Below are 26,874 nucleotides of genomic sequence, written 5' to 3'. Positions count from 1 at the left end.
TCGTTCATTAGGAGGGATAAGTTGAAAAGAGGGTTATTTTTATTGTTTTATGTCCTATGGAAGGGGCTAGCAATACGTGGCATTCCTTCTTTTTATGCAAGATATTTGATGAGTTATAATCATTTCGGAGTAAAACTATTGTTCGTTTTACTTGGTATCCTTCTTTTCCGTAACTATTTAGTAGAGAGTTATAAAAAGATAAATAAAATTGCGCTAATAAAAATCGGTCTCATCGTACCTACTAGTATTATCCTCACTATCGGTTTAATTAATATTCTTTTATTTCGTGATCTCAATGCGTTGATTTTTGTTTATCTCTCCGATCAAAGAACCCTTCCATTTGTATTCGATGTACTTTTGCTAGCACCTGTTTTCGAGGAAATGCTTTATCGCTATACACTGATTTATGTTGGAGAAAAACGATGGTTGAGAATCATCACTGCTGTCGGAAGCCTCTTGCTTTTTACTGAAAGTCATATCGTAAATGTGAACGGGAATCTTTTTGCTCTTTTTCCCTACTTTGTCATAGGGTTTTATTTGACGATCACCTATTTACGTAGGGGAAATATTTGGGAATCCATTTTTGCACATAGCTTCTATAATTTCGTTGTGATGGCAGCAGCTATCTTGATCTAAAGATTTCTTCTTAATGTTTCCTCTTAATAGTAGAAGAATTGGGGGCAATTTATCTATTATGTACGTATAGAATCTCTAAAACATATTTGGTGAAAGTACATTTGAGAGGTCAGAGAAGCGTCTTAGGCATGTTGTTTTGTACAGTTCTTATCTACGAATGTCTGTCCTTCGTCATTTTTTAGATCATCATTTAGGTTCCACTGCTAAATATGAAAAGCAACTCCTTGTTCAAAGATGACTCACTGGCCCTATTTCCAAGAACATTGTCATACTGACAAAGAAAAGTGACGACATACAATTCAGTAAGAACTAATACAAGTCCGCTTCCTTTTGCAATGTGAGCGGACTTGTATTGGTTTTCTTCAATAAAAACCTATTAACTTTCAGTATCTAACATCCGCTCCATAAACCATTCCACTTGTTGGGGGGCATCGTGGTCAAAGAATGCGGACTCTTTTTTATCTAAAGCGGCTATTTTTTCAATGTCTTCTTGGGAAAGCTCAAAGTCAAAAATAGCAATGTTTTCAGCCATCCGTTCTGGACGAACTGTTTTTGCTAAAGCGACAATCCCTCTTTGCATCAACCAGCGAAGAACAACTTGACCAACCGTTTTGCCATATTGCTTGCCAATTTCTGCTAATGTCGGATTGGTAAATAGGTCATGGCGTCCTTCTGCAAAGGGAGCCCAAGCTTCAACTTGGACGTCATATTTTTCATGCCATTCCTGATCTTCCGCTCGTTGATTCCAAGGGTTCACTTCGATTTGATTGATTTGAGGTTTCGCCTCATTCAAGCCGACAAACTCGATCATCTTAGCTGATTTGAAATTTGAAACGCCAATTGCACGTAATTTTCCTGTTTTTTGAGCAGCAACCATTGAGCGCCAAGCACCATAAATATCTCCATATGGTTGGTGAATAAGGTAGAGATCAAGATAAGTTAATCCCATTGTTTCAAGCGAATGTTCAATCGTTTCTTTCGCTTTATCTTCGGAAGCTTGGAGAATAAATAATTTAGAGGTAACAAAAAGTTCTTCTCGAGTGACTAGACCTTCAGTGATGGCGCGCTTGATTCCCTCGCCTGTTTCTGTTTCATTTCCATAAATAGAAGCAGTGTCGATCAGTCGATACCCAGCTTTGATTGCTTGGTAAACAGCTTCTGCTGTTTCTTCCAAAGGTATTTGATAAACGCCAAATCCTAGTTGCGGCATGGTGACACCATTATTGAGTGTGATTGTTTGCATAATGTTTCCTCCTCTAATTTTCATTGCATGTTCTATCCTAAACCTTGGAGTTAAGTCCATAGCAAGTGAAAGATGTTACTTTTTTCGTTCCCATAATTTTTCCACTTTATCAGGGGTCATATTTCCTGCTTTAAATTTTGCGATATGCTCATCATACGTTTCTATCTTATAAATAAGTAGGTCTCTTACTTCCTGCATTGCTGCTAACTTTTTCTCTAATTCTTCGAGTTGATCGGCTAAAATCTGTTTCTGAGCTGTTTCGACGTTTTGACTTTCACGTACTTGTGCCAATTGAGCAAATTCAATTAGCGATTCGATCGACAATCCTGCATTTCGTAAATGTTTTGCTAAATAGATCCAGTTTAGATCATTTGTTGTGTACACCCGATAGCCACTCTCATTGCGTTGGACAGGTGGAATCACACCGACTCGTTCATAATAGCGCAATGTGTCTACGCTCAAATCAAACATTTCCGCTGCTTTTTTTATATTCATCGTTGGTTCTCCTTATCTTTTCTATAAGTAATCATAAACCCTGAAGTGGACTCTAGGGCAAGTGGTTTAAAATCGTTTATTGAAAAGAATATATTTTGTTCGTTATGGCGACTATTCGGGAAGAAAAAGCTACAAGCATTTTTATTTCAACAGAATGATTTGAGAAATCATCAGTATTGAAAGCTCCTTTCTTAGTGTGTTTCAAAGCAAGTCATACTCTCTTAGAATTGATTGTTTCGTTATCTATTTGAGCGAGGCAGTTTTTATCCATAGATTTTAAATAAATCCATCTCATGTTATGATGATGTTGAAAATTCTTAACTTGGATCAATGAAACAGCGATTCTTGTTATGAAAAACGAAAATAAGCTGATGAGAGTGTGACTATCCATGAATATAAAAGAAGTAAGTAGTATGAATCAAAAGTTAGAGCAACAATTAATTGAAGTATGGGAGAGTTCTGTTAAGGCGACGCACACCTTTTTGTCAGAGACCGAAATCCAAGCCATTAAGCAATACATTCCAGAGGCATTGCATCATGTGCCACATTTGATTATCGTAGAAAGTGAAAATGGAGAGCCAGCTGGCTTCATGGGGATCTCGGATCGAAATCTTGAAATGCTTTTTATAGCAAATGAACAAAGAGGCAAGGGACTAGGAAGAAAACTCTTGGCATACGGGATGGAAAACTATTCTGTAAATGAACTGGGAGTAAATGAACAGAATCCTCAGGCGAAAGGATTTTATGAGCATATGGGATTTGAGGTATACAAAAGAAGCGAGTTAGACGAACAAGGAAACCCTTATCCAATTCTTTATATGAAGAAAGTTGATAACAAGTAGCTGTTAAAAATTATTTGCGTTTGCGGGAAATATGTAAGAAGGAGTCGAGACATATATAGCTAGTCACGACCCCTTCTTTGATTGCTATTATCCTTATTAATAAGTAAAGTAAGGATCAAATGATTTTCTCTTAACTAGCTTTCTCTTCTTTTTTTATCTCTTCTTTTTTCTGATTTGAAAATGGTGTATCAGTCTCTTCAGGTAAGATGATTGGTGGATGATGGGAATGCTGATTACTTCCACACATGGTGATGATTTGTTCTTTTGAAGCTTCAGAGATTACTTTCATTGTATACCTCTCCTTTCTTTTATATTTCCAGATGACATAAGGTAGGCCTATATCATCTAAATTCATGATTTATTTAACTGAATTAGCTCATCAAATGAACCTAGAAATTCCTGATTTGTTGAGTGAGTAACGACAATGATTATTTTATCTGTAAGTGAGCAGATTAAGTCACTGATAATCATCTCGTTTATACTGTCTAGACCAGATGTTGGTTCGTCAAAAAGAATAACATCGGAATCTTTAAAGATTGCCCGAGCAATCTCAAGCCGTCTAAGCTCGCCGCCAGAAAGAAAGTTTATCCCTGTATTATCTTGCGTATCGGTTAAATCATTGTTATCAAAGCGATCATCTAATCCACTTCGTTTTAAAACATCAACGATTTTTTCAAGTTCGTATTCACTAAAAATAGAAACGTTGTAAGCAATACTCGTCTGGAAGATAGCAGTTTTTTGTTGGACAAGTGCAACTTTCTCATAAAGGGAGTCTCTAGATAGCTGATTCATCTCTTGCTGGTCAACCAATACTTGATGATCGTCGATAGGGTAAATTCCCGCTAAAATATTCAATAGTGTCGACTTCCCGCTACCGCTTGCGCCAGTGATAGCATATTTTTTTCCACGCTCAAATGTTTGAGTAAAACCATTAAAAATCAAACGATTTCCATGATGGAAATGCAGATTTTCAATCGATAAAGTATTTATTGGTTCTGCAAGTTCAAGTGAGCGATTGGGCTCATCATCATCGGTACCATCAATGAAAGCTATAAGATCGTCCGCGACCTTCTTGCTCGCTAAAATATCTGTAACTGAAGTACTGAAATACTCTAACGGACCGGCAATCGTACTCATTAGTGTAGTCATCGCAATAAGATCGGGAATGGTGATTATTTTGGCAGCAACAAAGAAACCACCAACGATCCATGTCCCTGAATAGGCAAGATCCCCAAGTCCAAAAGAAATTGCATAAGTCAGTCCTTGTAAGGTTTCAAAAGTGATACTTTCCTTTTTTAATCGTTCACTACTGTTAGTAAAAATTTTCGTATATGTTGGAAAACCTTTGCCGACACGTAAGGTCAGGTATCCTGAGAGAAGTTGGTCAAATAAACTAAGTGTACGATCTTGCTCCAGAACAACGGACTTGCGACGATCACTAAGGATTCGCTTAGCGAAATAAGGGGCTAGCAAAGGACTAAAAGCTAAGAGCAGCATAATCAATGAAAAAGAAGTGTTTAATTTTAGTGTGAATAAAAGAGAGAATAGAAAGGTAAAAATGCTTAAAATCAGTCCAAATCCGGGCTTTAAAAATTCTAATTCAACGACTTTCATTTCATTTGCCAACTTTGAGAGATACTCGTTTTTCTCATTTTTAAGAAATAGTACCGGATTCATTCGAACGATTTTCTGCGAGAGACTCTCTCTCAGTTGATTCATTATTGATTGAACTAAGACGGATTTACTTCTTCTTGGAATAAAATCGCTCATCGTGTTCAATAAGATGTAAAAGAAGGCGAATATACCAATAAATAAAAGTCTTTTTACATCTCCTGACATAGCAACCTCGGTGATTTGTCTATACACCAAAGCAACCCCAACTTGAATGAGCGCTGCCATTGCGCATAAAATCACATGCAAAAAGAAAAGTGGTTGGTTTCTTTTTAATATTTTTTTCATTCTCTCCCTCCTATGTAAAAACTATATCACAAATTAAAAAAAAATTGAAATATTATTTTTTGAAATGTATAATTATTGAAAAAGGGGGTTAGGTGATGCGTTTTTCACGGTATGTCGATATCATTGAGAACGGTAACGAGACTATTCTTTGCAATACATTAACGCAAGAAATAGTTACTATTGATTCAAAAAAAATGAAAAGTAAAACGGAGATTTCGAGCGAAATAAGTGAAGGTGAACGAAAATATTTATTTGAAAATGGATTTATACACGGTGATTTGGAAAGTTATAAACAGAAAACAATCAATTTAAAGAGAGACTTAGTTACTATCACTATAAATATCACAGAAGATTGCAACTTTTCGTGTACTTATTGTTACCAGAATGATTTCCTTTCTAAAAATGTTATTACTGATCAGACGATAAATAATATAATGCAATACATTTTAGACATTGCTCAGCTAGGCGTTCGGAGACTATATATCTATTTTTTCGGGGGCGAGCCACTTCTTTATAAAAAAAGAATTCTCGCAATTAAAAGTAAGATTGATCAAATTGCGTCAGAGAAATCACTCTCAATTTCTTATGGTTTAGGAACAAACGCCTATCTACTCACTCCAGATTTTATAAATCATTTTGATTCTTTAATTGTCGATACTACACTAACATCTAGAAAAGATCATGATAGAAATAGATCTCTTAAGAGTGGAAGCGGAACGTATGATAAGATTTTTGAAAATCTAGCGGTAGCATCTAAGAGCGGACGTGTTAAAATCCATATTGGTTATAATACATCTGATAAAAATACAGAAGAGTTTCAGTCTTTTCTCGTTACGATCCGCCAAAGTGATATCAAAGCCCATATCAATTGCTATTACATTAATAACTATGAGTTTAATGAAAATTATTTCAATGCATTATCCTATGAAAAATATCTAAAGTGGGTATCTTCAACTGCAATTGATCACCTAATTGAAAACGGTTTCCTGGTGAATGTCTCTCCATTTTCTTCGTATCGCTTTGAGTGCGATGCGTATAATCCTTGGTCTGTAAAGTTTTTCTCTGATGGATCTATAGGGTTATGTAATGCAACAAATTTTTATGAACGTAGAATAATAAAAAGTTTTACAGAATCATCTTCTTTTGCAGAAGATGTTCAATATAGCCTTTATGACCAAAAGAGTGTTCTTCCGAAAAGCAACAATCAGTGTAATTCATGTGAATTAATTGCAGTGTGTCGAGGAAAGGTACAGTGTGATACTTCATGTAACCCCAACTATTCAATTGATAGAGAAACATTCATACGTTCTTTTGTAAAGCATACAAATCTAGGTAACAGAAAATTTTTTACCCAATTTAATTAGGAGTGATTTTATGAAATTATCGCAATATACGATTGTTGAAGAAGTGGATAATGAAATACTTTTGTACAATTCGGTATACTCTGCTATCGTTTTACTAACTCAAAGCGAGTTCCATGATCTACAGACTTTTATTAATAACGATAACTTTGAGAAAACAGAATTATTCTCTTATTTAGAAAATCAAAATATCATTGTTTCCGATGAGATTGATGAAGAAGCAAGATTAGTGTCTGTGGCAAATGAAAAACGATATAATCCTAGTCAAGTAACTTTCACAATTGCCCCTACGATGAACTGTAATTTTTCCTGTTTTTATTGTTACGAGCAAGGGTTTAGACAACATACTATGACTACTGAAACTGCTAAGAAAACAGCTGAGTTTATTCTTAAAAATGTATTACCCCATCAGTCATTGAAAGTAATTTGGTATGGAGGAGAGCCTTTGATGGGATTGAACTCTATTAAAGTTATAAGTGAAATAATAATGAAAAACGAAAAAAAATATAAAAATTTCAACGCAGAAATTGTATCCAATGGTTATTTGCTAACAGAAAAAGTTGCACAACTTTTAAAAAGTTATCACGTTAATTATGCTCAAATTACTCTGGATGGGGATCAGATAAATCATGATTCTAGAAGATGTTTAACAAATGGGAAAGGGACATTTGCAAGAATATTACAGAATATAGTTAAAACTCTAAAATATATTCCAGTAACTGTAAGAGTAAATATAGATAGGGAGAATAATCATGAAGATGTTATTCGTTTGATGAACTCGCTGGATAATTTTAATTTACTTAAGAAAGTTGGCTTTTATCTTGCGCCGGTAGAGGATTTTGATACCTACAAAACACCCACATGTTATACATCCCAAGAGTTTTCGAAAGAAGAAATAATGGTTTATAAAAGTCTTTTGGAAAGAGGGATAAATATTGTTGCCATACCACGGACAACGATTGGGTTCTGCGAAGCTATCAATCGAGATGACTATGTAATCGACCCTAATGGATTTTTATATAAATGCTGGGTTCATATTGGTAAAACGATTGGACGAGTTGGAGATATCTATACAGGAATACAATTGAACAGTGTGCATAAAACATTTACAGAGTACAAATTTTTTTCGAAAGCGAAATGTTCAAGTTGTAAAGTTCAACCTTTGTGTTTAGGAGGCTGTCCGTTAATTCGAATGAATACAGGTGAGTCGAAGTGCGTTAGCTATAAGTACAATATTGAAGAGCATATAAAAATGGCTTCGGCAAGACTAATATAATCTGGTGGAATATTTTTGCTTCAGAAGATTGATAAGGTCTTCTTAAAAAAATAGCTTAGTTAAATAAGGTTACTATGTTACATTGTGAATAGAATCTATACTTACTTATGAAAATAGAAAGCGTAACTCAATTTTCTCATTCATATTGTAATAAATGATTTCTCATATTAAAATTTTTATAAGAAAACTAAATAGTGAGCAAAGCTCACCCCAAGCAGCCTCCGAAACTGTTTTCGGGGGCTGCTTGAGGTTTGGGGGGCTTAGCTAGCTAAGTAATGATCGATCACTAAAAAATGATCAAAACAGAATAGGCAATTTTTTCTTTTCAATCAAAAAATTTTGATCATTTTATCAAGCAGAGGATGGCACAAGTAAGTGGAAAGTAGGTAGTGGCTATTTTTTTGTTCAGGATGGGGAAGTAGATTTGTCTAGGATACGCCGGAGGATAAACGTTTTGAGGATCATTTGTTTTTGACTTACCTATGTGCCATCACTGCGGAAACCCTGTGGATGAAGGCGTCATGTACGACACCAGATACTCGGATGAGAGCTAAGGACGTTTGATTGCCGTGCCTGACACGCTTTTTCTAACCGCAAAGTCGTAGGGGCTAAAGAGCTACAGCGCTGAGACAGATGACTGCCCCGTGCGATTTTGGGTGTTTTTGGAACCCTACAAGCTGCTATTGCTACGCGTCTATTCGTCGCAAGCTTGGAAGGTCTTCTCATAAAATGCCCGTCAGCTGTCAACAGGCTGCCTTTTGCATCAGGAAGCATCAGCGTTCCAACAAATCTTTTTGATCCAGTAGTCGCCCACTCATTTTGGGCAACTTCTATCCGAGAAAACATTGCGTTAGAAGTATGTCTGTCCGTCTTTTCCAGATAAAAGTCAGCTGAAAGAGGGCTGATACTTAACAAAACGGCAGTTAGGACGACCACAAGCGCTCTCAAAAAAACTCAGTCCTTTCTTTTCAATGGTCATTGTTCTTATCTGCACTTCTTGATAGCACCGAAACGCGAATTATTTTTCGCGTTTTTTTGTTTTTAAAATAAAAAATTAGGTATTCGCTTTTTTGGGTTAAATGGTATACCTGAGATGGAATAAAAATAATAAAAGAAAGGACAGGATTTACAATGAAGAAAACATCATTAGTTGCAGGTTTCGTTTTAGGTGTAGGCGTTTTGTTTACTCTAGGTGCATGCTCAACAGTGGAAGAATCAGGGGAAGTGGTCTCTGGGTCTGGAACGGAAACGTTGATCAGCGATTCGTCAGATGAAGTAGTTGTGGGAAGTGAAAAATTGAGTGATGACGGGTATTTTGAAGAAATCGTAACTAAGGGAATCGATCCGAAAATCAAAGACGTCGTTTGGTATGAAACGAATTATGAAAATGCTGGTTGGGATCACATTCGCTTTTTAGTGAATCATGTAAAAATCGTGAATGTAGAAGAATTCAAAGACAAAGACAAAGAATACAAAACATTGCTCTCACTGAAATATCAATTGTTTAATGAAGATTCGAAAGACAAAAAAATCAAACCTGACAAAGCCTATTTGGTGTTGAATGATGGCAAAAAAGTAGAAGCGGAAGTGTTTGTGGACTACTTAGATGATGAGATTTTGACCCATGACAAACATAAAGATGGCTTTATTCATTTTAAAGTGGCGCAAGAACAAAGTTTGCCAGCGATCAAAGCGGTCGAAATCGAATTTAAAGCAGATGGAGATTTGACACATACGTACCATATTGATCTATCTTCCGCTGCTGAAAAATAGTATCTAACGATAGGAGGTAAAAAAAATGGATACTAGCAAGAAAAAACTATCATTGTTGAGTTTTTTTGCAATAACTGCTTCAATGGTGATGACGGTATATGAGTATCCAACCTTTGCGACATCGAAGATGAATTTAGTTTTTTATTTACTCGTCGGCGGTTTCCTCTGGTTTATCCCTGTAGCCCTTTGCTCTGCGGAGATGGCTACTGTAAAGGGATGGGAAAAAGGGGGACTCTATACCTGGGTCTCAAAAACATTAGGGAGAAAATGGGGCTTTGCTGCCATTTTCTTCCAATGGTTCCAAATCACGGTAGGCTTTATTACGATGATTTACTTTATTGTCGGGGCGCTTTCCTATGCCCTAAATTGGCCGGCTCTTAATACGAATGTTTGGCTGAAGCTGATTGCCACTTTAGTGATCTTTTGGCTGATCACGATCTCGCAATTTGGCGGAACAAAAAATACTGCGAAGATTGCCAAAGTAGGGTTCTTTGTGGGGATCGTCGCAACAGGGATCATTCTTTTTATCTTAGGAATTGTCTACATTGCTCAAGGGAATCCCGTCAAAGTTTCTTTTGGATCAGGCGCTTGGATTCCTGATTTCACGAAAATCAATACGCTGGTCGTTTTTGTTTCCTTTATTTTAGCCTATGCAGGGGTTGAATCTTCTGCCAGTCACGTAAAAGATATGGACAATCCTGGAAAGAATTACCCGAAAGCTATTTTGATTTTAGTTGTAGCAACGATTCTTTTGGATACGTTAGGTGGGGCAACGGTGGCTGCCACGATTCCCCAAAATCAATTGTCTCTTGATACTGGCGTGATTCAAGCCTATTCTTATTTGATCCATCATTTTGGCGGCGGAGAATGGCTGGTTCGTTTGATTGCCGTGGTCATCTGTTTAGGTGTCATTGCAGAAATTGCTGCTTGGGTGGTCGGCCCATCGACTGCGATGCTTGAAGCAGCTGAAAATGGCTTGCTGCCAAAACAAATGGCCAAAGTCAATCAACACAACGTCCCAATCAATATCGTTTTGGTACAAGGCATCATTGTTTCCATTTGGGCGGTTGTCTTGACATTAGGCGGTGGAGGCGCCAATCTATCCTTCTTCGTTGCGATGGCGTTGACGGTCTGCATCTATCTGGTGGCTTATGTCCTCTTGTTTCTTTCCTATATTAAATTAGTCAAAGAAAAAGACGACTTAACAAGAACGTATCATATTCCTGGTGGGAAAAATGTGAAAATTGGTGTTGCGATGGTTGGTTTGCTTGTTTCTATTTTTTCTTTCTTTATTTCCTTCTTTCCACCGAGCGATATCGGCTCCGGAAAGGGCGGAACTTATTTAGCCATCTTGATCATCAGTTGGCTGATTATTGTCGTGATACCGTTTGTCATCTATAAATATGTAGGTGAAAAAGCAAGCGATAAAAAATAAAAAGCACAACCTATGAGGAGGAGAGCTGCATGTTATTTAGTAAAAAAAATCGAAAAGAAGCCCAATATTTGGAGCCTATCTATGGGAATGAGGCAATGGATCAAGCGATCCCTATGTACAAATTACCAAAAGAGTCCTTGGTACCGCGGGATGCCTATGAATTAGTCAAAGATCAATTGATCGATGAAGGGGTCTCAAGACAAAATTTGGCGACGTTCTGTCAAACCTACATGGAACCAGAAGCAGTCAAAATTATGAGTGAAACCCTTGATAAAAACGCCATCGATAAAACCGAGTACCCACGGACAGCAGAAATTGAAAACCGCTGTGTCAATATGATCGCTGATTTATGGCATGCCCCAGAAGCGTCCGATTTTATCGGTACATCAACGGTAGGCTCAAGTGAAGCGTGTATGCTAGGTGGATTGGCCTTAAAATTTGCTTGGCGCAATCGGGCAAAAAAACTTGGCTTAGATATCAATAAACAAAAACCAAACTTAGTGATTTCTTCTGCCTATCAAGTCGTTTGGGAAAAATTCTGTGTCTACTGGGACATTGAAATGCGAACGATCCCTATCGATGAAGAACATGGCAGCATTAATGTTGAAAAGGTCACGGACTATTTAGATGAATATACGATCGGGGTCGTTGGTATTTTAGGAATCACTTACACTGGACGATACGATGATATCAAAGCACTAGACAAGAAATTAGAGGAATACAACAAACACACCGACTACAAAGTCTACATCCACGTGGATGCGGCTAGTGGGGGATTGTACACGCCATTTATGGAACCAGAACTTGAATGGGATTTCCGTTTGAAAAACGTTCGTTCCATCAGTACGTCGGGACATAAATATGGGTTAGTCTACCCTGGTATCGGTTGGGTGCTTTGGAAAGAAAAAGATTTCTTACCAGAAGAGTTGGTCTTTAAAGTAAGTTATCTTGGCGGTGAAATGCCAACGATGGCCATCAACTTTTCAAGAAGCGCTAGCCAAATCATCGGACAATATTACACCTTTATCCGCAATGGGTTTGAAGGCTACAGCTTGATCCACAAAAAGACCAGCGATGTTGCCCAATATTTAGCAAAAGAGATTGAAAACATGGGTTACTTCGATATTTATAATGATGGTTCACGGTTGCCGATCGTCTGCTACAAATTAAAAGAAGATGCCGATATTTCTTGGAATCTGTATGATTTGACGGATGAATTTGCGATGAAAGGTTGGCAAGTCCCTACCTATCCATTACCTGATAATCTATCACATATCAATATCCAACGCTTTGTCTGCCGGGCAGATTTAAGTATGCAAATGGCAATGGATCTGGTGCAAGACATGAAAGAAGGAATCGAGCGCTTGAACAAGCGACCAAGCCGTCATGTTTCATCCGATCAAACCTATGGCTTTTCACATTAAGAAACGGTATCGCTAGAAACCCTTTCATTGCTTGTTTCAATGAATAAAAAGTCCCTTTATGAAACGTTTTTTGCAAGACTGAATGAACATTGGTTTATAGAAAAATCAAAGGCGGTTGCATCGACTGCCTTTGATTTTTTTGTTTATAAGAACGGGTAAGCACTTGATAGTGTCGTTTTTTAAGAGAAAGTAAAAAAACAGTGCTTGATAATTTCATTTATTGACATTTCTGACTTGTGATAGTATTAATTATTATGGTCTAAATATATTTTTTTAGAGAAGAACGTTTTACATAAACGAAAAGGAAATCTTAGAACGTTGTCGTGAGGGAATTCTTAGGGAAATTCGTCTTGCATCGAGGGTTTTTGTTTGTCAGTCATGGTTTGTTGGGGAGTAAGTGAAGGAAAAATATGTGTAGAAAGGGCCTGTTTTTACTGCGCTTGTTTGTTTCATAAGTAACGTACTGCTATCTTTTTCTGTAAATTGGTTGTAACTATTCTGAATGAATATAGATTTACACTGGAGGAAAAACAGTCATGTATAAAGAAGACTTACTGGATAAGGACTTAAAATTAGAGTATATCTTGCTCAAATTTTTGTATTTATCGACCGGTCATATCAAAAAAAGTGATGCGTGTCGGGAATTAGATATTACGATGCCGACCTTGACGAAATTATCAGAGAGCCTTCAACGGCAACTAAAAAATGAGAAGGTCTCATTTATCATCAATCGTTATACGTTGGAACTGCAAGTAACCGATAGTGTCTCACTGGATGATTTGACCGACACGCTATTGAAAAAATCTGCTAAATATCAAATCATCCATTATTTGTTTCAACATGCAGGCTATGATGCCTTCGTCTTGGCTGATGAATTAAACATAAGTGTGGGGACCCTCAATCGATTGATTGCTGAGTGCAATCAGTTGTTGCAGCATTTTGAATTAAAGATCAGAAACAAAAAACTAGTTGGAACGATGACACAACGCATTTATTTTTACTATAATTTTTTCAAAATGGGTGCAACAACGATCGATTCTGTTTTGATCGATGACCTGGTTGCGGAGTTAGCGAAAAAAATAACCTTATCGATTGCCCAACAAAAGCAGCTGAAGATCTGGTTGTTTGTGATTATGAAAAAAGTCACGTCTCACACGACCTTGGGAAGTTTAAGTCCGGAAGAACAAACCAAAATTGAGCGTTGCCAAGAGATGCCCCTCTGTCACTTTATTCGACAGATCTATGCTTCTAAAAAATGTATCTGCTCAGTAGATGAAGCGAAGATCGTGCCATTCTTTATCTGTCTCTTCCTCATTACGGTGGGCGGGATTCCTTACGAGGAACTTCGCTTAGGACTGTACACTAATAAAAATCCCGTCTTTGAGATCACCGATGAAGTCATGGCAGCAATCCAGTCCATTTATCGTCTTGATGCCTCGCATACGACGATCGATATCAAAGCCAATGTCTTTTCCTTAATCGCACAAGTTTATTACTTTCATGGAGTGAATTATTCCATCGATCGAGTCACGCTAAATTATTACCACAAAATGTTTCACAATTCCTTGCGAGATCAAGTGATCTCAGACATTCTGGAACACATTATTGCACCGACCAACTTGTTTACGCCCACGAAACTCAACTATCTCAAGAAACGCCTAGTCTTTTTAATTTATATGTTATCGCCTAAAGAAGAATATCGGGTACGGATCGGGGTCTTAAATATGTGCTCTAGTCTTTTGGCGGATGCTTCGATTTACTTGTTAAAAAATGAACTAAAAGGCAAGCAAAATGTTGTTGTTTTACCCTATACTCCGGACGAGACATTTGACTTGTTGATTTCCAATGCCAATCTCCCCCAATTAGGGAACAATTATGACCAATTTTATCAAGTGACCGCCATTGGTGCCGATTTAGATGTCAATCAGGTTTCTGCGATCGTCGATCAAATTGCTTATTCTAAGTATCATTCTTTTGTGGTGTGAGCCATCACTTGTTAGTTAAAAAAGCAGCGAGTCAACGGATAGGTGATTCGCTGCTTTTTCAATTATCTGCGAAGTAGGGAAAGGAAAAGGCGCTTGAATTGCTCTTATCATTGATGACGGAATGAAAACAGGGATCAGTCAAGCAGCTTTCTGCTAGATAATGTGTCCAGTATCCTTGTATAACGTATCGCAACAGAGCAGAAGACATCAAGCGTGAAAATAACAGAAGGGATTCAAAATGCTGGTTTTGGAAGGATGTAAAAAAAAGACCCACATAATGATGTGAGTCTGCAATCGTTAGTTCTGATTTTCTAATTTTTCTAGAACCTTTTTGGGAATTGCATCTTTTTCAACGCTATTCGGGCCTTTTATTGTGCGCTTTTCACTGATCACCGCTTTTACATAAGAATTTGGGGTTAAGGGTTTTGCGTTATCTTCTGATAATGAAACCTCGAGTGTTTGTGTGCTGCCATCTTCTTTTACAAAGTTTAATGTGTAATCGTAAGAATACCAAGGTGACTGGTCGCCGATGCCGCTTTTACTTTCATGTTCTACCTTAGGGGGAATCTCAGATGGGACATACGCGTAAGCTGTTTGTCCTGAGTAGGTGGATTGATAATATTCATAGCCTTTGTATCCGGCAAACCCTAAAAGTACGACTAAGACGAATCCGATTATTTTTTTCATATAAACCATCCTTATCCTCAAATATGGAGCTATTATAACAGAATGGTTCTATAGATGACCTTTCATCAGACGAACAGTTTTGCAAGGAGAAATGTTACTAGCCAGTCGTGGAAAAGTGGGGAACGCCGCTAATAAAGGGTTCTATCTATAAATCGTCAGGGGATTGTTGCTTAGAGTGACTAGAAATAAGTGCGGAATCAGGCGACAAGACCTTAATAAAAAAACATAGCAAGTAGTATGACCTTTTTTGTACGCACAACAACTGACTACTTGATGAGGTGAGCCGTTTGTTTTTTCACTATAGAAAGGTGAAAAACGGCGCACCAGTTTAATAAAAAACCAGCAAAGACGCTCCGTAAGAGCCCGTCTTTGCTGGTTTTTTTCTACCGAAAATGTTTGAGAGCAGGCCATCACAGCTGCTTACGGCTCGATTTTACTATACAAATCGAGGGCTCTTTTTCTGGCTTCGTTGTGATCAACTATAGGCAACGGATAGTTGGTGCCTAAAACTACCTTTAGGTCGGCTTGTTCTTCGTCAGTCATCAGGTAAGGTTCGTGGATGAATTTTAGCGGCAACTGGGCGAGTTCGGGAACAAATTGTTTGATAAACGTCCCCTCTTTGTCGAATTTTTTCCCCTGAGTGATGGGGTTGAAAATTCGAAAGTAAGGAACGGCATCGGTGCCGGTCGAAGCTGCCCACTGCCAGCCGCCGATATTGCTGGCAGCGTCGTAGTCGATCAATTGTCGAGCAAAATAGGCTTCTCCTTGCCGCCAATCGATCAATAGATCTTTGGTTAGAAAGGAAGCGACGATCATCCGTAGACGGTTATGCATCCAACCGGTTTGATTCAGCTGCCGCATCGCGGCATCAATGATCGGATAGCCGGTTTGTCCTGCTTGCCATTTGTTAAACGCCTCTTCATCCTTTTGCCAATCCATGTTTCGATATTTCTCAATGAGTTCATAGTTTTTTTGCTCCGGATGAGTGAAGTAGATCATATGATAAAAATCTCGCCAAGCCAGTTCTTTTAAAAAGGTCGCTTTGCCAGTGCTGGGTGGCATTCCTTGGCAAGCGGCCCAAACCTTCCGAATAGAGATTTGTCCAAAAGACAAGAAAGGGGACAGGCGGCTGGTTCCTTTGATCGAAGGGAGATCACGGTCTTTTTCATAGGCGGCCAAACGCTTTTGCACAAAGGCCTGCAATTGTTTATGCGCATAGTCTTCCCCAACGATCGTTGAAAAATCGGTCTTTCTATTTTTTAGTAGCTTAGCAAGCAACGCTGTCCCCGCTTTAAAGTGAGATGCATCATCAAAATCAACGGCTTTTTCAAAATCAAGGGCCTGCTTTTGATACACCGGTTTGGGCAGCTGGATCCATTTCTTATAATAGGGCGTAAATTTTTTGTAGTATGTCCCATCCTCTTTGGTGACTTCCGTTGGTTGGTGCAGATGATGTTCTTCAAAGAAATGGACAGTGACGCCTTTTTTCTCGACCAATTCTTTTATATAGAGGTCGCGTTTACGACCAAATCCACGGTTATCAAAGTTGAAGTACAGTTGGCTCCATTCTGGATAGTGAGCGAACAACTGATCAAAGGCTTCTGTCAACGTTCCCGTCAAGAGGTGGATCGTCAGATTTTGCTTTTTGGCAGCCTCGATAAAGTGAGCAACCGCGCTAAAAAAGTAATCATGGCTTGGTGCATCGGGGAGAAACTGCTTTTCATTGAGATGAAACACACACAACAATTGGTCGTTTGCTTGAAGAGACAAAAGTGCCTCAGTAAGCGCCGTATTGTCCTCTAAGCGCAGATCCTTTCTAAACCACATCACATGAATTGCCATAACAACCTCCTTGATAGTATAACCGTGCTAAAAAAACGATCGGATTTCGTTTATAGTAAAGGAAAGATGGGATTTATTCAAATTTGGCGTTTGCGTAAGGAAAATTGCTGTTTCAGCAAGTCGAGGGATGCTTACAGGGTTTGTTTTAATTGGTACACCGATTTGAATAGGCGCTTGTCATTTACCGTTTCGTTTCTGCAAATCGTCTCTTCTTAATAAATAATAGGTAAAAAATGAGTAGTAGGGGATGAAATGAGTTACATTTGCGTAACGAGAACGTATATAATCATAGTATATAGTGAGGCTTTTTACTTTAGCGTTTATTAATAAGCGCATATTTGGATGGAGTGAAGGATGATCAAAAACAAATTACAGCAATACAAAATTTTAACGCTTTTACTGATACTTGTGACGGTTGGATTAATTCTCTTTTTAAATCAGATGATTTATGCTTGGCAGGCCATTGAAATTTTGGCGATTCTTCTTTGTGGCTACTTAGTGGTTTTTGATCAAAGGGATGGAACTTCGAAGATTGCTTGGATCTTAGCTTTATTGTTTTTACCGATTGTAGGAGTCATGTTGTATTATTTAATTGGTCGTGAACCTCGATTAAGGAAGTTGCCCAAACAGCAGATACAAAATGAACGGGAAGTGCAGCGAACGGTTTCGGCTATTTTGCAAGAACATTCAGAGGTCATTCATGGGAAACATGATCTCTCCACTGAGATTTTTCATCTTTCAGGCAAATATCCCACAATCAATAATCATCTGACTGTATTAAATGAAGGCGCTGAGGCGTTCGCTTCTTTGCTAGAAGATATCAAGAAAGCCAAGCATCATGTGCATGTGTTTTTTTATATCGTTAAAGGGGATGAAACAGGGGAGGAGCTGACAAATGTTCTGGTCGAAAAGGCCAAACAAGGGGTGGAAGTTCGGTTTATGTACGATAGCGTGGGGTCGATCGCCTTTCCTAATCAATTATTATTATTGATGAGAAAGAATGGGGTAGAGGTACGCACGTATGATTTGTTGAACTCGCCTTGGCTAAGTAATAAAGCGAACTGGCGCAATCACCGTAAAATGGTCGTTATTGATGGTGAGATTGCACATACAGGAGGCATGAATATTGGAAATGAATATAGTGGGCGAGGCAGTAAGTTTTCTTATTGGCGAGACACAAACATCCGGATAGAAGGACCTGCTGTTCTAGAAGTACAAGAGTGCTTTATTTATGATTGGCTCTTTCTTGATGAAACGGAAGAAACGGTCACTCATTTTTTGACACAGACAGCTACGTATTTTCCGTTGAAGACCGACGTTCAAAGCGGTTCGGAAATCGTTCAGGTAATCTACGGCGGACCCTATGATAGCGAGCGAATCATTAAGGATTCCTTTAATGACCTCATTGGAAAGGCAACGGATTCGATTAAGATCGCAATGCCTTACTTTATTCCTGATGAAGAAAGTTTAGGTGCGCTTAGAAGAGCAGCACGGTGTGGGATCAACGTGCAATTGATTGTGCCGGGAAAAGGGGATCGAGGAATTTCTTTTCATGGCACGAATTCGTTTATTGATGAATTATTATCTGCCGGCGTCGAAGTCTACACCTATGATGAGACTGCTTTTATTCACTGTAAATATATGATCGTCGATGAGTTTGCTGCAACGATCGGGTCAACAAATTTTGATATTCGTAGTTTTTACCTTAACCATGAGTTATCTATGTTCATCTATGGGCCGTCGAAAATAATCACAGAGTTAAATCAGCAATTTATGGAAGACTTAGCTCATGCAAAATTAGTAGAAAAAGAAGAATGGCAAGCCAGAAGCCTTTTGACGAAAACAAAAGAAAAAATCAGTGGCTTGTTTGTTCCGATTCTTTGAAGGAAGATAGTGAACAAAAGAAAAAACTCGATTCCATCAATTGGAATCGAGTTTTTTCGCGTCATTTTCTTCTAGCAGCTCGAAAATAATTGATCCCGGTTCCCACAAATACTACGAAACTAGCCAATAGGAACAAAAATCCTACGGGGATTAGATAGAAATTTTCATGTAAAATGCCGGATTGATCGATGTATTCCACGGAGCTTGCTTTGATGAAGAAGCAGGCAAAGCCGAATAGTAGTAAAAATGTTCCGATCAAGGTCGTGATCAAATTGAGTTTGGCGCGTCGGGTCTCGCTGCCGTCTTTGATTAGTTTTTCAGTGATCTTGTTCACTTGAGTTCCTCCTAAAATCAATTCATCAAGCGAGAGTTGAAAAATCGTGGCGATGGCAATCAACATTTCTAAATCTGGTAGATTGCGATTGTTTTCCCAGTTCGAAACGGCTTGTCTCGTCACGTGTAGTTGAGTGGCAAATTGTTCTTGGGTCAAGTTATTTCTTGTGCGTACTTCTTTGATTTTTTCGCCAAATTCCATCTTTTTTTCCTTTCGCTGATGTGACTTAAGCATAGTCGAAACCCGCGTTGTTTCCAAGAAAGCAGGGCTTGCTTCTTGATAAATCAAGGGAAAGTGGTGCTTGCGTCGTTTTTTATCTGCTGTTTTTTTGAGAGGAGCATCGTTTTCATTCTGAGGTCGTGAAAAACGTCTGTGACAAAGTGACCTTGAAGCATGTTATTTTTACTGCATATCATTTTGTTTATTATAGCACTGAGGCTAAGGGGAAGGAAATATGTGGCTCGTTTTTTCTCTTGCTTGATTGGTACATGTTCGATACATGACAGTTTATCGAGTGGGGAGCAACGCAACAGCGAGTTTCTTTTCTTAAAGAAAATCACTTAGTTGACAAAAAGGGAAACATCTTGTTTAATATACCCAGAGGGGTATAAGAAAGGAGCAAGAAATGTTTTCATTATTTAAACGCATACCAAGTATGTCAACAGCAGATTTACAAAAAGAAGGAGCCAAAGAATGGACGGTTCTGGATGTTCGCACGCCGGCGGAGTACCGTAGCGGGCACATTGCCTACGCCAAAAATGTACCGTTAAACAAGATTGCGGGCTTCACTCAAAAAGGTGACAAGAAACTGGCAGTCATTTGCCAATCAGGGATGCGAAGCAAACAAGCAGCCAAAATCCTAAATAAAAAGGGGTTTGATGTGGTCAATGTTCGCGGTGGCATGAATCAATGGCGGGGAACAACCAAAGGAGGAAAGTAACGATGGAAAAAATAGTTATTGTCGGTGGGGTAGCAGGAGGAATGTCGGCAGCAACGCGCTTACGTCGGCTTAAAGAAGTAGCGGAGATCATTATTTTTGAAAAAGGTCCTTTTGTCTCTTTTGCGAATTGTGGACTGCCGTATGCCATTTCTGGTGAGATCGAAGAGCGAGACGCCTTATTGGTCCAAACACCTGAGGCATTAAAAAAACGGTTTAACCTAGATGTGCGGCCTTTTCATGAGGTACTGGCGATCGATCCGCAGGAGAAAACGGTCACGGTCAAACATGGCGAACAGGTCTTCACGGAATCTTATGATGCGTTGATTTTATCGCCGGGGGCAAAACCGCTAGTACCAGCGATCAAAGGGCTAGAAGAAGCAACCAACGCCTTTTCTTTGCGCAATGTTCCTGACTTAGACCAAATCATGGCACATCTTGAAGACAAAAAGCCTCAAAAAGCGACGATCATTGGCGCTGGGTTTATTGGGTTAGAAGTCGCTGAAAATTTACATAAAAAAGGCCTACAAGTAACGATCGTGGAAAAAGCACCACACGTGTTGCCACCTTTGGATGAAGAAATGGCGGCGTATGTCAAAAATGAATTGATCAAGCAAGGGGTCAATGTTTTGACCTCGCAGTCAGCGACCGCTTTTGAAAAAGCAGGGCAAGAAATCGTTCTGGAGGATGGAACGGTTCTGGCTTCAGATATCACGATTCTTTCGGTGGGTGTCCAACCAGAAACGGATTTGGCAAAACGTGCCGGTATCCAATTAGGACACCGGGGGGGTATCCTGGTAGATGAGCAATACCAAACCAGCAAGAAAGACATTTACGCGGTGGGAGATGCCATCGTTGTGAAACAACAAATCACTAACGAAGACACGCTGATCTCCTTGGCGTCACCAGCCAATCGCCAAGGTCGGCAAGTGGCTGATGTATTGGGAGGACTGACTCGCAAAAACAAAGGCAGTATTGGGACGGCGATCGTGCGCGTATTCGATCTTGCCGCAGCGTCCACTGGGTTGAGTGAGCGCAGCGCCAAACTGGCGGGGCTAAATCCTCAGGTGGTTCATCTTTCAGGCAAAGACCATGCTGGGTATTATCCTGATGCGACGGATATTTATTTGAAATTGATTTTTGATGCTGATACTGGAAACATCTACGGTGCGCAAGGCATCGGTGCCAAAGGGGTCGATAAACGGATCGATATTTTAGCAACAGCGATCAAAGGTGGCTTAACGATCTTTGACTTGCCTGAACTGGAATTCACCTACGCGCCGCCTTTTGGCTCAGCGAAAGATCCAGTGAATATGATTGGCTATGCAGCGATCAATCTGGCAGAAGGAATCAGTGAGAATATCCAATGGCACGAATTGACGGAGGCCTTAGAAAACGGTAAGCAGTTGTTGGATGTTCGTTCAGAGATGGAATTAGCCAATAATGGGCGTTTTCAAGAGGCGCTCCACATTCCGTTAGATGAATTGAGAGATCGGTTGTCTGAATTGGATCCAAGTGTTTCGTATGTTGTTACGTGTCATAGCGGATTGAGAAGCTACATTGCCGAACGCATCTTAAAACAAGCGGGCATCAATTGTCAAAACCTCGATGGTGCCTTTTCGTTGTATAATACTATTAAGCCGGAGATGATTATTCATGATTAAAGCCATATCTATGGAGGAATTTACCCAAAAAGAAAAACGTGAGGCGCTTGAGATCCTTGATGTCAGAGAAGTTGATGAGTTTGCACAAGGACACATCAAAACAGCACAAAACCTACCGTTGAGCGAGCTGACGGAACAAACCAGCGACTTAGAGAAGAATAAAAATTACTATGTCATCTGTCATTCAGGGGCTCGTTCGCAAATGGCGTCTGAGTTTTTGAACCAGCAAGGGTTTCAAGTGACCAATGTCCTCGGCGGCATGTCAGCATGGAGAGGAGAAATCAAACGATGACCGCATGCAACAAAGATATTTTGAATCGGTTAAAACGAACCGAAGGCCAGTTGCGGGGGATTCAAAAAATGATCGAAGACGAGAAAGAATGCGTCGATGTCATCACGCAATTGTCCGCCGTTAGTTCCAGCGTCAACCGTATTATGGGGATCATTGTCGCTGAGAATTTGAAAAATTGTTTGGAAAATCCAGACAGCGACACGGAAACCCAAAAGCAGAAAATCGATCAAGCCGTTCAGCTGATCGTGAAGAAATAGCGGGATTTTTGAAAGGTTTGTCGCGTTTTTTATCATCCCATAGAAAAGGTTCAGAAGAGCAGTATGTTCTTCTGAACCTTTTTATTCTTCATCAGTGATTGCTTGTCGACACCAATAGAGGAAACAAGCGGAGATTGTCGGTATGTTTTGTTTTTTAATTATGAAGGAATATACACCGAGAAGGCTGTATGGTTAAATGGAGGGAGAAACGTCAAAACGCCTGATGGGTCGTTGAGTATTTGCGACTATTAACGATCGCTTATATTGTGATGTGAATCACAATTAGCGGGTGGGCGTTGCGCAGTTATGGCGAAGGAGAGAGGAGAGCTTCTTGAACAAAAAAATACAGTCTTTTACATTGCCTTTGATTGCTTCCAATTTGTTTCAAATCATTATTGCACAAGTTTCATTAGCGATTATTTCAAGAAGATCCACGGAAGCGCTGGCGGCGATCGCACTGATCGACGGGTTTCTCTATGCTTTTGCGGGTATCTTAGGTGCGATTGGGCTGGCTTTTAATATTTATGGCGCAAAGGCAGTCGGGCAAAGAGAAGAGGCGCAGTTAAATGATTATCTGTCGTCGGTTCTTTTTCTAGTAGTCGCGATCGGTGTGAGCTTTTTGCTGATTTTCCTGCTTTTTGGACGAGACATTTTACAGCTTGTTTACGGATTTAGCGGGGAGCTGCTAGGAACTGCGACGTTGTATCTTGCAATCATGTCCCCCTATATTTTACTTACGTTAGTCACGTTTGTTTTTACTAGTCTTTTAAAAATTGAAAAGAAAACGAACTACATCCTCGGTGTTTCGATCATTAGTGCGTTGGTACAGGTGTTGCTTAGCTATTTATTGATCAACGGCAATCTCGGTTTTCCCGCCATGGGGGTCTTAGGCAGTGGCATCGCAAATATGCTTGCGACTTTGTGCTTGCTGGGAATTTATGGGGTTCTTTTAAGAGAAAGTCTAGCAAGAGGGCTAAAACAAAGACCACGAAAACGCGCCTTTTTATTGAAAAAATCGATCCCCTTAATGATTCAGGAATGCTTTGAAGGCTTAGTCTTTATTATTGCTTTTGAAGCTTTCGTCTCACGGTTGGGTGTTAGTACGCTGGCCGCCTATGCGATCGGCAGCCAAGGATTGATGATCGCACGGTTGCCTGCTTTGATGTATGGCAACGCAGTGACCGTCTTTGCGAGTGAGGCGAATGGTCAGAAAAATCGTCAGAAGATTTTAGCAGTGGGAAAAAGTGCCTTCGCTTCTTCTTTCGTGGCTTATGTTGGAATCGCCAGTCTGATCTGGGGCTTTCGTTCTGCTTTTTTCCAGTTGTTTACTACAGATGTCGCTGTTTTAGACTTGTTGCCAGCTATTTTGCCAATCATGCTGGGGATAATGCTCGTCAGTCCGTTATATGAAATCACAAAATACTTATTACAAAGTTTGGAGTGCAGTCGCATGGTTTGTCTGTTGACAGGATGCGTCAACAGTCTGGTTTTAATGGGAATCACGGGCTTTTGGAGCAGTGGGCAGCTGAACTTTTTCTTCCTCTACTGTCTATACGGCTTGAATTTCCTGATTCTCGTCAGTTTCTTTGCAGGGCTGTTTTATTGGACGATCAAGCAGCGTTATCCTCAGGGCAAAGGACGCCTTTGAGGGGGATAGAAAAAAGCGAAGGTGCTGCTGATCCTTCGCTTTTTCGTCGCCTACAATTGGACAGGGGAGATTAATTGTGGGTGACTTCTTCGTAAAAGATAGCGTTGCGTTCTGCAATCAGTTGGGTTTCCCTTCGCTCTAATTCGAGAAAGGTTTCGTCTGCCAGCAATTCGGCAGCGGAGTAGCCGGCCGCCAAGAAGTTTTCTGCATAGGTCAATTTCTGATTCGTGATATTTCTTCGTTGCTCGGCAATGACGAGCAGCTGTTTCACATTCATACACTCACTCCATTCTTTTATAAAAAGCAAGTACTAAAAGAGGACAGCTAATAATACTTGCAAGTCAACGGTGAAGGCGGGATATCAATCATGCTCGGCTATTCATAAATAAGAGAAATACGGTAGGTTCGTTTCTGATTGGTCGTTTTATACGGAAGCTTTGTACTAAGTATAAAAAAATTTCCCCCGTAGCAACAGAACCTAGTCGTTTACATAAAGCAACGATTGGTTTACATTACTCGGACAAGCGGGTGTTACAAGAAAAACAAGTAATTTTTCCTAGGGGAACGGCGGGATTTGACGACAAAAAAACCTGCGATCGCCTCAGGCGGATAGCAGGTTTGACGGGCTAGTAGAAATAGCTTAAACGGTTTGTTTTGCTGGGCGCAGCAAGACTTCGCTGATCGCCACATGTTTGGGCTGTTGAATGGCATAAACCACTGCATTTGCTACATCTTCTGGCGTTAGGCTGTTGCCTTCTACGCGAGAGGTTTCTTTCAAGGCTGCTTCTAGTTGAGCATTGCCGACGGTTTCAAACAATTCCGTGGAGACCATTCCCGGAGAGACGATGGTGGAGCGAATGCCATGTTCACGTTCTTCTTGGCGCAAGCCTTCCATGATTGCACGAACCGCAAACTTTGTCCCGTTGTACACGGCAGATCCCGGGTAAATGACATGTCCAGCAACTGAGTCAGTGGCGATGATCAAGCCATCTTGTTGTTTTTGCATGATGGGCAGCACAGCGCCGATCCCGTTCAATACCCCCATGATATTGATATCCAGCATTTTTTGCCAGCTGTCATAGTTCAACTCTGCTAAGTTTCCTTGAGGCATGATACCAGCATTATTGAAAAGGACATCAATCCGACCAAAGGAGGTCATGGCTAAATCAATGACTTGTTGGACTTGTTCGCGATTCGTGACATCGGCTGTTTGATACAAGACATTTTCTCCTAGTTGTTCAGCCAGTGCTTTGATGCGCTCTTCGCGGCGGGCGGCGATTACTACTTTTGCCCCTTGTTCGGCTAGCTTAACGGCGGTTGCTTCCCCAATTCCTGAAGAGGCTCCCATAATTACGATAACTTTTTCTTTGATTTCTGTCATTTGTCTTTCCTCCAGTGAATGATTTTTTCATCGAATCCTGCTGCTGCCAAACCCAAACCTGCGAGATGACGGGTGATTGACAGTACAGTGCTTGCGGTGTATTTTAATTGTAGAACCTGAAGTTAGGTTTAGGTCAAGCGATAAACAAAACTTTTTTAGGAGCGATGCAAGTGAGTTACTCGATTGGTGAAGTATCAAAAACGACTAACATCCCCATCTCGACACTACGTTACTACGATCGAGAAGGAATGTTTCCGAATATGGCCCGAAGCAATGGCGGCATTCGGGTGTTTTCAGAAAAAGAAGTGGCGACGATCAAAGTGATCGATTGTTTGAAGAATACCGGCATGCCCATCAAAGACATCAAGAATTTCTTGGATTGGGGCGAAGAAGGCGATGCGTCTTTGCAGAAACGGCAGCAGCTGTTTCATGAACGTTTGGAAGAAGTCACCAAGCAAATGGCAGCCTTGCAAGAAACGATGAATACGATCAAATACAAATGCTGGTACTACGATACGGCGATGAAAGCAGGCACCGAAGCGGTAGTAAAAGAGCTACCGCTAGAAGAAATACCAGAAGAAGTCCGAGCATACAAGCTGTAAGCAAAGAGGAAAACCACCTGCTGTTTTTGCAGGTGGTTTTTCAATTCTACTGGTTTTGCTGGGAAAATCAACCTTGCCAGTCGCCGTTTTCTAATGAAAGACTGACAATCCCACGAAAATGGGCTCTGTTATTCAGTAGCGCTACTCAATAACCCCCACTGGAATCAAATAGCGGGGTTCATTTTCCGTCGGCAGTTGTAATAATTCTTTGAGTTCATGATCCGTGAAGGCGCCGATCGGCACAGCGCCTAAGCCTAACGCTTGGGCTTGTAAAAGGACGTTTTGGGCGGAATGACCGACTTCGATATAGGCATAGCGTTCGATTCCTCGGTCCCCATAGCGCTCAATCAGTCGTTCATAAACCACTGTATAAAGCAATGTGGCAGGTGCCTGTTGGATCGCTTGCTGATCCAACGAACCTTCCGCCAATGAGGTCCGAAAATCACCAGCAAGGATTTTTTCTAAGGCATGTTGCTCAGGTTGATACAGATAAAGCCCTGGCTCAAGCCCCGTTACCTGTGTGACCACGACATAGAGGTCTAAGGGATACAAGGCACCAGCCGAAGGCGCTGTCCGGCGACCATCTTCTGTAGTGACACCGGCAGCGGCCCATAAAAGCTGTGCCAGCTGTTCTTGTGTTAGCTCAGTGTCTTGAAAATCTCGTTGCGAGCGCCGCTCGAAGAGAGCTTCCGCCACACTGGTTTCCCCGTCTAAGATCGGTTGCGGCAGTGGAAAGGTTTCATAGGAAACCGCAGGTTCAGAAGAAGTGGCGGTGTTGGTAGTCGGTTGTTCTTCAATCGGTGCTGTATCCGCACTGCAGCCAGTGAGGAGTAAGCCTAGCATCCAAAGAGCGCCTAAATGAGCAAAGCGAAATCGTTGGTAACGGGTCATGAGGGTTCCTCCTTTTCCTAAGGACT

The 26,874-nt window shown here is 40.3% G+C and carries 25 protein-coding genes; 15 read left to right on the top strand and 10 right to left on the bottom strand.

What is annotated here, in order from left to right; genetic code table 11:
- The first annotated feature begins 21 nt into the window (after positions 1 to 21).
- Positions 22 to 636, top strand: a complete 615-nt coding sequence (locus IGJ12_RS15860) for a CPBP family intramembrane glutamic endopeptidase (protein ID WP_008380288.1) — start codon at positions 22 to 24, stop codon at positions 634 to 636.
- Positions 637 to 1,012: 376 nt separating this feature from the next.
- On the opposite strand, the gene IGJ12_RS15855 is transcribed toward IGJ12_RS15860, so the two are convergent.
- Both IGJ12_RS15855 and IGJ12_RS15850 read right to left on the bottom strand, forming a co-directional pair.
- Positions 1,013 to 1,879, bottom strand: a complete 867-nt coding sequence (locus tag IGJ12_RS15855; protein WP_008380285.1) for an aldo/keto reductase — start codon at positions 1,877 to 1,879, stop codon at positions 1,013 to 1,015.
- A gap of 75 nt (positions 1,880 to 1,954) precedes the next feature.
- Entirely contained in the window at positions 1,955 to 2,374 is a 420-nt protein-coding gene (locus IGJ12_RS15850) for a MerR family transcriptional regulator (RefSeq protein ID WP_005233209.1), read from the bottom strand.
- Between the two features lie 389 nt (positions 2,375 to 2,763).
- Here IGJ12_RS15850 and IGJ12_RS15845 point away from each other — a divergent pair, with 389 nt between their 5' ends.
- Positions 2,764 to 3,216, top strand: a complete 453-nt coding sequence (locus IGJ12_RS15845; protein ID WP_005230546.1) for a GNAT family N-acetyltransferase — start codon at positions 2,764 to 2,766, stop codon at positions 3,214 to 3,216.
- A gap of 130 nt (positions 3,217 to 3,346) precedes the next feature.
- On the opposite strand, the gene IGJ12_RS15840 is transcribed toward IGJ12_RS15845, so the two are convergent.
- Together IGJ12_RS15840 and IGJ12_RS15835 are read right to left on the bottom strand one after the other, a co-directional pair.
- Positions 3,347 to 3,505, bottom strand: a complete 159-nt coding sequence (locus IGJ12_RS15840; RefSeq protein WP_008380281.1) for a hypothetical protein — start codon at positions 3,503 to 3,505, stop codon at positions 3,347 to 3,349.
- Between the two features lie 62 nt (positions 3,506 to 3,567).
- Positions 3,568 to 5,175 (bottom strand): ATP-binding cassette domain-containing protein, encoded by a 1,608-nt coding sequence (locus IGJ12_RS15835; protein ID WP_430619190.1) that lies wholly within the window; start codon positions 5,173 to 5,175, stop codon positions 3,568 to 3,570.
- A gap of 95 nt (positions 5,176 to 5,270) precedes the next feature.
- On the opposite strand from IGJ12_RS15835, the gene IGJ12_RS15830 reads away from it, so the two are divergent.
- From IGJ12_RS15830 to IGJ12_RS15805, 6 genes are all read left to right on the top strand, one after another.
- Positions 5,271 to 6,539 carry a radical SAM protein gene (locus IGJ12_RS15830; RefSeq protein ID WP_005230552.1) on the top strand — a complete coding sequence of 423 codons (1,269 nt, stop codon included), beginning with the start codon at positions 5,271 to 5,273 and terminating at the stop codon, positions 6,537 to 6,539.
- A gap of 10 nt (positions 6,540 to 6,549) precedes the next feature.
- Positions 6,550 to 7,812, top strand: coding sequence for a radical SAM/SPASM domain-containing protein (locus tag IGJ12_RS15825; RefSeq protein ID WP_005233213.1), 1,263 nt, complete (start codon positions 6,550 to 6,552; stop codon positions 7,810 to 7,812).
- A gap of 1,131 nt (positions 7,813 to 8,943) precedes the next feature.
- Positions 8,944 to 9,585 (top strand): hypothetical protein, encoded by a 642-nt coding sequence (locus IGJ12_RS15820; protein ID WP_005230557.1) that lies wholly within the window; start codon positions 8,944 to 8,946, stop codon positions 9,583 to 9,585.
- A gap of 25 nt (positions 9,586 to 9,610) precedes the next feature.
- Positions 9,611 to 11,020, top strand: coding sequence for an amino acid permease (locus IGJ12_RS15815; RefSeq protein WP_016612532.1), 1,410 nt, complete (start codon positions 9,611 to 9,613; stop codon positions 11,018 to 11,020).
- Between the two features lie 29 nt (positions 11,021 to 11,049).
- Positions 11,050 to 12,444, top strand: coding sequence for a glutamate decarboxylase (locus IGJ12_RS15810; protein WP_430619189.1), 1,395 nt, complete (start codon positions 11,050 to 11,052; stop codon positions 12,442 to 12,444).
- A gap of 536 nt (positions 12,445 to 12,980) precedes the next feature.
- Positions 12,981 to 14,429, top strand: a complete 1,449-nt coding sequence (locus tag IGJ12_RS15805) for a helix-turn-helix domain-containing protein (RefSeq protein ID WP_101699455.1) — start codon at positions 12,981 to 12,983, stop codon at positions 14,427 to 14,429.
- A gap of 297 nt (positions 14,430 to 14,726) precedes the next feature.
- Here IGJ12_RS15805 and IGJ12_RS15800 read toward each other — a convergent pair whose 3' ends face one another.
- Positions 14,727 to 15,116, bottom strand: a complete 390-nt coding sequence (locus tag IGJ12_RS15800; RefSeq protein ID WP_034871925.1) for a YxeA family protein — start codon at positions 15,114 to 15,116, stop codon at positions 14,727 to 14,729.
- 420 nt (positions 15,117 to 15,536) lie between these two features.
- The gene (locus IGJ12_RS15795; RefSeq protein ID WP_430619188.1) at positions 15,537 to 16,958 is read right to left on the bottom strand and encodes a cryptochrome/photolyase family protein; all 1,422 of its coding nucleotides are present in this window, start codon (positions 16,956 to 16,958) and stop codon (positions 15,537 to 15,539) included.
- Positions 16,959 to 17,312: 354 nt separating this feature from the next.
- On the opposite strand from IGJ12_RS15795, the gene cls reads away from it, so the two are divergent.
- Positions 17,313 to 18,842, top strand: a complete 1,530-nt coding sequence (cls, locus tag IGJ12_RS15790; RefSeq protein ID WP_005233225.1) for a cardiolipin synthase — start codon at positions 17,313 to 17,315, stop codon at positions 18,840 to 18,842.
- Positions 18,843 to 18,903: 61 nt separating this feature from the next.
- Here the strand turns inward: cls and IGJ12_RS15785 are convergent, their stop codons facing one another.
- A complete protein-coding gene (locus IGJ12_RS15785) occupies positions 18,904 to 19,377 on the bottom strand; it encodes a DUF3955 domain-containing protein (RefSeq protein WP_050790978.1) in 474 nt (157 codons plus the stop codon).
- Positions 19,378 to 19,801: 424 nt separating this feature from the next.
- On the opposite strand from IGJ12_RS15785, the gene IGJ12_RS15780 reads away from it, so the two are divergent.
- From IGJ12_RS15780 to IGJ12_RS15760, 5 genes are all read left to right on the top strand, one after another.
- A complete protein-coding gene (locus IGJ12_RS15780) occupies positions 19,802 to 20,116 on the top strand; it encodes a rhodanese-like domain-containing protein (protein ID WP_008380263.1) in 315 nt (104 codons plus the stop codon).
- Between the two features lie 2 nt (positions 20,117 to 20,118).
- Complete coding sequence (locus IGJ12_RS15775) at positions 20,119 to 21,777, top strand: FAD-dependent oxidoreductase (RefSeq protein WP_430619187.1); 1,659 nt, start codon at positions 20,119 to 20,121, stop codon at positions 21,775 to 21,777.
- Positions 21,770 to 22,069, top strand: coding sequence for a rhodanese-like domain-containing protein (locus IGJ12_RS15770; protein ID WP_086316652.1), 300 nt, complete (start codon positions 21,770 to 21,772; stop codon positions 22,067 to 22,069). The genes IGJ12_RS15775 and IGJ12_RS15770 overlap by 8 nt, the downstream gene beginning before the upstream one ends.
- Positions 22,066 to 22,326, top strand: a complete 261-nt coding sequence (locus IGJ12_RS15765; RefSeq protein ID WP_005230585.1) for a metal-sensitive transcriptional regulator — start codon at positions 22,066 to 22,068, stop codon at positions 22,324 to 22,326. The genes IGJ12_RS15770 and IGJ12_RS15765 overlap by 4 nt, the downstream gene beginning before the upstream one ends.
- Before the next feature lie 331 nt (positions 22,327 to 22,657).
- The gene (locus IGJ12_RS15760) at positions 22,658 to 23,974 is read left to right on the top strand and encodes an MATE family efflux transporter (RefSeq protein WP_430619186.1); all 1,317 of its coding nucleotides are present in this window, start codon (positions 22,658 to 22,660) and stop codon (positions 23,972 to 23,974) included.
- A 70-nt stretch (positions 23,975 to 24,044) separates the two neighbouring features.
- On the opposite strand, the gene IGJ12_RS15755 is transcribed toward IGJ12_RS15760, so the two are convergent.
- Both IGJ12_RS15755 and IGJ12_RS15750 read right to left on the bottom strand, forming a co-directional pair.
- Entirely contained in the window at positions 24,045 to 24,251 is a 207-nt protein-coding gene (locus IGJ12_RS15755) for a hypothetical protein (protein WP_081119228.1), read from the bottom strand.
- A 363-nt stretch (positions 24,252 to 24,614) separates the two neighbouring features.
- Entirely contained in the window at positions 24,615 to 25,355 is a 741-nt protein-coding gene (locus IGJ12_RS15750) for an SDR family oxidoreductase (protein ID WP_087664529.1), read from the bottom strand.
- A gap of 164 nt (positions 25,356 to 25,519) precedes the next feature.
- Here IGJ12_RS15750 and IGJ12_RS15745 point away from each other — a divergent pair, with 164 nt between their 5' ends.
- Positions 25,520 to 25,957 carry a MerR family transcriptional regulator gene (locus IGJ12_RS15745; RefSeq protein WP_087664530.1) on the top strand — a complete coding sequence of 146 codons (438 nt, stop codon included), beginning with the start codon at positions 25,520 to 25,522 and terminating at the stop codon, positions 25,955 to 25,957.
- Between the two features lie 141 nt (positions 25,958 to 26,098).
- On the opposite strand, the gene IGJ12_RS15740 is transcribed toward IGJ12_RS15745, so the two are convergent.
- Positions 26,099 to 26,848 carry a SagB/ThcOx family dehydrogenase gene (locus tag IGJ12_RS15740; RefSeq protein WP_430619185.1) on the bottom strand — a complete coding sequence of 250 codons (750 nt, stop codon included), beginning with the start codon at positions 26,846 to 26,848 and terminating at the stop codon, positions 26,099 to 26,101.
- Positions 26,849 to 26,874: the final 26 nt, after the last annotated feature.

Origin of the sequence: Enterococcus sp. DIV0802b, from assembly GCF_050543535.1 — a bacterium.
Taxonomy (GTDB): domain Bacteria; phylum Bacillota; class Bacilli; order Lactobacillales; family Enterococcaceae; genus Enterococcus_D; species Enterococcus_D entomosocium.
The sequence above is the reverse complement of the archived record's forward strand: the minus strand, read 5'-3'. Positions and strand labels throughout refer to the sequence as shown.

Excerpts from the sequence above, each read along its gene's own strand:
- IGJ12_RS15855 (WP_008380285.1), bottom strand. The coding sequence starts at position 1,879 with ATGCAAACAATCACACTCAATAATGGTGTCACCATGCCGCAACTAGGA.
- IGJ12_RS15850 (WP_005233209.1), bottom strand. The coding sequence starts at position 2,374 with ATGAATATAAAAAAAGCAGCGGAAATGTTTGATTTGAGCGTAGACACA.
- IGJ12_RS15845 (WP_005230546.1), top strand. The coding sequence starts at position 2,764 with ATGAATATAAAAGAAGTAAGTAGTATGAATCAAAAGTTAGAGCAACAA.
- IGJ12_RS15840 (WP_008380281.1), bottom strand. The coding sequence starts at position 3,505 with ATGAAAGTAATCTCTGAAGCTTCAAAAGAACAAATCATCACCATGTGT.
- IGJ12_RS15835 (WP_430619190.1), bottom strand. The coding sequence starts at position 5,175 with ATGAAAAAAATATTAAAAAGAAACCAACCACTTTTCTTTTTGCATGTG.
- IGJ12_RS15830 (WP_005230552.1), top strand. The coding sequence starts at position 5,271 with ATGCGTTTTTCACGGTATGTCGATATCATTGAGAACGGTAACGAGACT.
- IGJ12_RS15825 (WP_005233213.1), top strand. The coding sequence starts at position 6,550 with ATGAAATTATCGCAATATACGATTGTTGAAGAAGTGGATAATGAAATA.
- IGJ12_RS15820 (WP_005230557.1), top strand. The coding sequence starts at position 8,944 with ATGAAGAAAACATCATTAGTTGCAGGTTTCGTTTTAGGTGTAGGCGTT.
- IGJ12_RS15815 (WP_016612532.1), top strand. The coding sequence starts at position 9,611 with ATGGATACTAGCAAGAAAAAACTATCATTGTTGAGTTTTTTTGCAATA.
- IGJ12_RS15810 (WP_430619189.1), top strand. The coding sequence starts at position 11,050 with ATGTTATTTAGTAAAAAAAATCGAAAAGAAGCCCAATATTTGGAGCCT.
- IGJ12_RS15805 (WP_101699455.1), top strand. The coding sequence starts at position 12,981 with ATGTATAAAGAAGACTTACTGGATAAGGACTTAAAATTAGAGTATATC.
- IGJ12_RS15800 (WP_034871925.1), bottom strand. The coding sequence starts at position 15,116 with ATGAAAAAAATAATCGGATTCGTCTTAGTCGTACTTTTAGGGTTTGCC.
- IGJ12_RS15795 (WP_430619188.1), bottom strand. The coding sequence starts at position 16,958 with ATGGCAATTCATGTGATGTGGTTTAGAAAGGATCTGCGCTTAGAGGAC.
- cls (WP_005233225.1), top strand. The coding sequence starts at position 17,313 with ATGATCAAAAACAAATTACAGCAATACAAAATTTTAACGCTTTTACTG.
- IGJ12_RS15785 (WP_050790978.1), bottom strand. The coding sequence starts at position 19,377 with ATGGAATTTGGCGAAAAAATCAAAGAAGTACGCACAAGAAATAACTTG.
- IGJ12_RS15780 (WP_008380263.1), top strand. The coding sequence starts at position 19,802 with ATGTTTTCATTATTTAAACGCATACCAAGTATGTCAACAGCAGATTTA.
- IGJ12_RS15775 (WP_430619187.1), top strand. The coding sequence starts at position 20,119 with ATGGAAAAAATAGTTATTGTCGGTGGGGTAGCAGGAGGAATGTCGGCA.
- IGJ12_RS15770 (WP_086316652.1), top strand. The coding sequence starts at position 21,770 with ATGATTAAAGCCATATCTATGGAGGAATTTACCCAAAAAGAAAAACGT.
- IGJ12_RS15765 (WP_005230585.1), top strand. The coding sequence starts at position 22,066 with ATGACCGCATGCAACAAAGATATTTTGAATCGGTTAAAACGAACCGAA.
- IGJ12_RS15755 (WP_081119228.1), bottom strand. The coding sequence starts at position 24,251 with ATGAATGTGAAACAGCTGCTCGTCATTGCCGAGCAACGAAGAAATATC.
- IGJ12_RS15750 (WP_087664529.1), bottom strand. The coding sequence starts at position 25,355 with ATGACAGAAATCAAAGAAAAAGTTATCGTAATTATGGGAGCCTCTTCA.
- IGJ12_RS15745 (WP_087664530.1), top strand. The coding sequence starts at position 25,520 with ATGCAAGTGAGTTACTCGATTGGTGAAGTATCAAAAACGACTAACATC.
- IGJ12_RS15740 (WP_430619185.1), bottom strand. The coding sequence starts at position 26,848 with ATGACCCGTTACCAACGATTTCGCTTTGCTCATTTAGGCGCTCTTTGG.